Origin of the sequence: Metabacillus arenae, assembly GCF_014773385.1 — a bacterium.
GTDB classification, from domain to species: domain Bacteria; phylum Bacillota; class Bacilli; order Bacillales; family Bacillaceae; genus Metabacillus_D; species Metabacillus_D arenae.
The window spans coordinates 1-1,559 of record NZ_JACXAI010000078.1; the positions used below are offsets into that span (position 1 = coordinate 1).

Annotated in this window: 1 protein-coding gene; it reads right to left on the bottom strand. The window is 40.2% G+C overall.

Annotated elements, in window-relative coordinates:
* Positions 1-75 precede the first annotated feature (75 nt).
* On the bottom strand, positions 76-1,431 hold the full coding sequence (locus IC621_RS26200; protein ID WP_191162973.1) for an IS1182 family transposase: 1,356 nt from the start codon (positions 1,429-1,431) through the stop codon (positions 76-78).
* Between the last annotated feature and the right edge of the window lie 128 nt (positions 1,432-1,559).

Genomic DNA, 1,559 nt, shown 5'->3' on the forward strand with positions numbered 1-1,559 from the left:
GAATCAATTTCATAATTCCTTATTCTAAAGAAATAAAGACTTGCAGAATTTGATTTTTAATTACAATTTTTACCTTTATGCTGCCTGCTGTTGATTTAACATGAGATTGAGACGGTCGGCAGCTAGTTTTGAAGCATTATAAACTAAAGTAACGAGGTCAAAATGAACTTTGGCCCGTTTCCCCGTACGATAACGAACATTGTTTAGTTGGAAATATTCCTTGAGATAAGCATTCACACGCTCTACAGCGGTTCGACGTTTAAAGATCTTTTTCCAAGCCTTAGATCCACGTGCTGGAGCTGTATATTTCCTAAGATCTGTGGTGATTTTTACTTTGTATACCTTTTGACAAAGACCATCATTGGCTAACGGACAGTCTTCACATTCTTTAGGCCTTGTGTATTTTAGCGTTTCATATTTGGAGTCAAAACTATCGTAGCGATAGGAATGCTCACGGACACAAGTAGGTGCGAAATGTTTATCAAACCCAATCGGTTCAGGTTCATTACGTTTATTATAAGCAATCACAGCTTGATGCCCCATTCGATGAATCTGGGTATAAATGGGTTCGTAATCGTATCCTGCATCCATTGTTTCATAGCGCAAAGAAGAAAGAGTCACACGTTCGTGGATCCCTTTTAATAAAGGAATCGCTGCCTTTCCATCATTCAAGTTGGCCGAAGAAAGAAGAGATTGAAGAATGTATTGGCTTGTGGTGCCAACTGCTAAATGAGCTTTATAGCCATACCAAAAGACATTTTTACCTTCACTATTTTTCTTTACACCCCACTCTGGAGCTTGGGGAATCTCGGCACGCAGTTCGGCTAATGGTACGTCTAACTGTTCTTCGATTTTCTTTTCAAAAAGAGGAAGATTGGCTTCGCGTTCGGCCTTTTCAACTAACCATTGTTCGCGTTCTTCCTTTGATTTACGCCCACGTTTCTTAGGTTCCTGTTTAGGTTGTTCCTCCTTTGGTGGGGCCTGATCTTTTGCGAGAAAGTGGGTCGCGTCAATCGCCACTGTATCATCGGTAATAAAGCCCTCTGTAATGGCTTGATGAAGCAGCGTTTCTTGAACCTTTTCGAGAACGTTGGATTCACTGATGATCGTTACTATTCTTGAATAAGCTGCTTCTGATGGCACGGAATCAGATACCAAGAAACCACAGTCGAGACGGAAAATCATGTCATTCTTTAATCGTTTGACGAGATCTTTAATAAATGGAATCCGTTCTGAAATTCTAGCAACCAACGAGTAGATCATAGCTGCGTAGTTCAGATCAACAGGCCTACCAAATCGAGATTTCTTCGTTACCACAGCGAAGATGGGCTCAATGTCTATAGCTGAAAAAATGGCTTCAAATCGTTGGGTAGGTTCTAAATCATATAATTCTTGTATGTCAAATAGGCTTCCTTGTCGTATAATAGACATAGGGAGTCTCCCTCCAGTCTTATAAGTTTGTGTGGTGCTTACTTATTTCGACAATTTGGGGAGGTACTCCTTTTTTTGCGTTTCAAAACCCTTGAGGCTCTAAGGATTCAATTTATGAAATTCATTCA

Excerpts from the sequence above, each read along its gene's own strand:
- IC621_RS26200 (WP_191162973.1), bottom strand. The coding sequence starts at position 1,431 with ATGTCTATTATACGACAAGGAAGCCTATTTGACATACAAGAATTATAT.